The sequence below is a fragment of the Acetivibrio sp. genome (genome assembly GCF_035371925.1).
Classification (GTDB): Bacteria; Bacillota; Clostridia; order Acetivibrionales; family Acetivibrionaceae; genus Hungateiclostridium.
In genome coordinates, this window is the sequence record NZ_DAORXT010000156.1 from 1 (window position 1) to 3,441 (window position 3,441).

At 35.8% G+C, this 3,441-nt stretch carries 3 protein-coding genes and 1 pseudogene; all 4 read left to right on the top strand.

The window, feature by feature from the left end:
* A pseudogene (locus tag PLH43_RS13330) lies at nucleotides 1–148 on the top strand (4Fe-4S ferredoxin); the annotation flags it as partial.
* Nucleotides 149–664: 516 nt separating this feature from the next.
* A complete protein-coding gene (locus tag PLH43_RS13335; RefSeq protein ID WP_324363920.1) occupies nucleotides 665–1,375 on the top strand; it encodes a class I SAM-dependent methyltransferase in 711 nt (236 codons plus the stop codon).
* A gap of 194 nt (nucleotides 1,376–1,569) precedes the next feature.
* The gene (locus PLH43_RS13340; protein WP_324363921.1) at nucleotides 1,570–2,367 is read left to right on the top strand and encodes an alpha/beta fold hydrolase; all 798 of its coding nucleotides are present in this window, start codon (nucleotides 1,570–1,572) and stop codon (nucleotides 2,365–2,367) included.
* 380 nt (nucleotides 2,368–2,747) lie between these two features.
* On the top strand, nucleotides 2,748–3,140 hold the full coding sequence (locus PLH43_RS13350) for a hypothetical protein (protein ID WP_324363924.1): 393 nt from the start codon (nucleotides 2,748–2,750) through the stop codon (nucleotides 3,138–3,140).
* The last annotated feature ends 301 nt before the right edge of the window (nucleotides 3,141–3,441 follow it).

Below are 3,441 nucleotides of genomic sequence, written 5' to 3' on the forward strand. Positions count from 1 at the left end.
GACCGACAACATGAAAAAACCAGACTTTGTTGACCATCATGACCACTTCATCAACTCTACGCCCGAATCCGAATGGCGTTCCTGTTTGGAGCACGCGGAGAGAATCGGTTTGGGTACCCGGGATTATGAGCTGATTGTAGTTAAATAAACTGTAGGGTCGAATATAAAAACTGTGGGGTACATTTATTTTCAGTTGGTCTCATCCAATACACAATGGAGACGGTTGTTCTTCTGTCCCACAATAACTCCAGATGATTTTATCCGTGTAAAAATAGAAATAGGCAGATGATGCCATGACAATATAAAGAAAAAGGAATGACTCAGGTTATTCTTGGGTGTTATAAAGATAACATGGCATCGGTAGCAACAATTAAAAATAATGGTGGAATTCTTGTTGCTGAGACCAAGAGTGAAGGCAAAGTCAGCCAGTATTATATAGTCAAACTTTAGAGCAAAATAAGTTTTTTATGCATTGATAAGCAAAAGCGCTTTTTCAAGAGATGCTTATGAACATGGACTCGAAAACAAGAACAATGGAACGGTGCAAATATTGGATAATTTAATAAAAGAATTTTATTGCTATTACAGGTTTGAACAATAAGGTGAATAGAACTCGAGGATTTAGACAGGAGAACCATCCCCTTGTCTAGAGAAAGGAGGACATATGAATATCAGTGATTATAAAAAGTATATTTCGGCAGAAACAATGATGGGACCAAACTGCGTAAGGCTTCTTGGAGAGTTATTCGACAAATATCCTTTGCAACTTACATCAGATGATTTAGTTCTTGATTTGGGATGCGGAACGGGGTTGACGAGTCTTGTGATTGCAAAAGAGACTGGAGCAAAGGTCTATGCAAATGACCTCTGGGTAAGTGCAGAAGAAAATGGGAAACGATTTGCTGAATGGGGGATTTATGGACAGGTAACACCTATTTGCGAAGATGCGAATAATTTGCATTTTAATGAAAGGCAATTCAATGCTTTGGTTAGCATTGATTCATATCATTATTTTGCAGGTGAGCAGGGATTTTTCCAAGAAAAAATTCTTCCATTTATGAAAGATGGTGGAGTGATTTTAATCGGTATTCCTGGCTTGAAGGATGAATACTCAGGCCGCTCCGAAGAACTTCTATCCGATTGGCTTGGTAAGGAAGCCTATATGTTTAAAAGTCCAAAACACTGGAAAAAGCTTATTGGCAGCCATGACAGAATTGAATCAGTGGTAACATGGGAAATGGCTTGCTTTGAAGAAGCATGGAATGAGTGGCTTGCAATTGATAATGAGTATGCACACAGCGACAGGCAATACTTTGAAACAATTATCAAGCCTTATACTTGCTTTGTTGGTATATATGTAAAGTTAAAAAGGTAATGGAAGGCTAATCTGGAACTTTGAAAACAATGGATATATATTGCCATGCAGCATGGTAGGTTGACATCAATTCCATCAACTTGACCCATGTGGAGACGGTGGTATTGATAACGAAAGACAAATGATTAAGGAGAGCAATATGAAAATTGACAAGAATATATCCGTTTGATATAAGAAATATGAGGAAAAACGAGATGGAGAAAAAGATGGATATTATCAGGTGTTTGTTAAAGATCATAATGTGGTTCTTAATAGCAGAGTTTGGATGCAATTTTATTATGCAAACAATAAGCTATTCATTTTATAAAAACGCAAAAAAGATGACAGATATTTCTTGTAGCCCGCAATTTATTCAGTTTAAAGAAACATTAACAGGTTATGGCAATAATCTTGATTCAAAAAATAACAATAAAGTTATATTGTTTTTTGGCGGTTCTAATTATATAGCATACAATTCTGTTGGAAAATACTCCACTAAATTTGATTACCCTTTTATTTCAGTGGATTATTACGGAACTCAGGCTAGCAGCGGTAAAATGAATTTAAAAACGATGAAGCAATCCGCTGAGGACTTATATGAATGGACAAGGAATCACTATCCCGATAGTGAGATTATAATAATTGGACATAGTTATGGAGCAGGAATGGCAACATATCTTGCAAGCGTCAGGGAATGTCACTCTTTGTTTATCGTTGCAGGATACAGAGACATTTCGGATTTATATAATAAAATTATTCCCATCTTCTGGGGACCATTAAAGGTATTTATTTCAAATAATATACGTACTGCAGAATATGCTGAAAATGTAGAATGTCCGGTTTATATTATCGGGTCTTCCGGTGATAAAGTTTTAAGTTTTTCTTTACAAGAAAAACTTTCATGCAGTTTCAAAAATCCTAAAATAAAAATATTTGATAATATTGCTCATGAAGATTATTTTTTTTCGGACAATGTAATTGATTATATAAACCAAGTGACGCACAGTAAATGATTGCTAAGGGTGAATGGGATGTTTCAAAGATTCACTTACTTCACGCTATTTACCCCCTACAAAACATGAAAAAAATGGCAGTAATATGTTATATTTTCTATTGACTGAAATAAAATTTAAGGGGGAAATTGCCGTGAGCATGGTACAAAGAATAAAGTGTGGCCTCGTGAATTGCTATATAGTGTCTGATGGAGATTCAGGCATATTGATAGATACCGGAAATAAGGGTTATCTGAATACTGTCATTAAAGCTTGCAAGCCCTATAAGATTAAATTGATTGTGTTGACACATGCTCATTGTGATCACGCAGAAAACGCTGCCGACCTATCGGAAATACTTGGGGCTCCAATTGCCATGCATAAAGATGATGTAAATTTAATTGAATCGAATAATAACCAATCGTTGTCAGCCAAAGCTTTTTTGGGAAAGGATTATATTATCTGCCTCTCTTAAAGAGTTCTCAAGAAGCAAAATGAAAGCCTTTACTCCATCTGTCTTTTTGAAAGACGGAGATGATTTAGCGGAATATGGCATTTCGGCAAAAGTTGTCGGTTTACCGGGACACACGAAAAGTTCCATAGGTATTGATATTGATGAAAAAGAACTTATAGTGGGCGATGCGCTAATGAATATGTTTTATCCTTCTGTTTCAATGTTATATAATGATGAAAAGACTATGCTGGACAGCGCCAAAAAAATAACTGGGCTTGGAGAACGAATTATTCATTTCGGTCACGGAAAGCCGGTGCAAAACAAGGTATGGGTGAAATAAGAATTATAATTATAAGAAAATTGGCAAATATATATTTGTGGAGGACGTAGTATTTAGAGAAATTTTTCAGGGGTTTATGCCACATATGCTTGACTTCTCCAGAAAGTGGGCTTAACAATAAAAAATTCTATTGACAGGGCAAGTCGAGATGTATTAAAATATAAAGTAAAAAAATAGTAATAAATTGTAACAAAGCGATGACGAAGAGAAGTAACATGAATTATCGTTCACAGTGAGCGGGGAATAGTGAGAACCCTGTAAAGTGAATTCATGCGAATAACACTTCACCAGCTTCAATCTG

Excerpts from the sequence above, each read along its gene's own strand:
- PLH43_RS13335 (WP_324363920.1), top strand. The coding sequence starts at position 665 with ATGAATATCAGTGATTATAAAAAGTATATTTCGGCAGAAACAATGATG.
- PLH43_RS13340 (WP_324363921.1), top strand. The coding sequence starts at position 1,570 with ATGGAGAAAAAGATGGATATTATCAGGTGTTTGTTAAAGATCATAATG.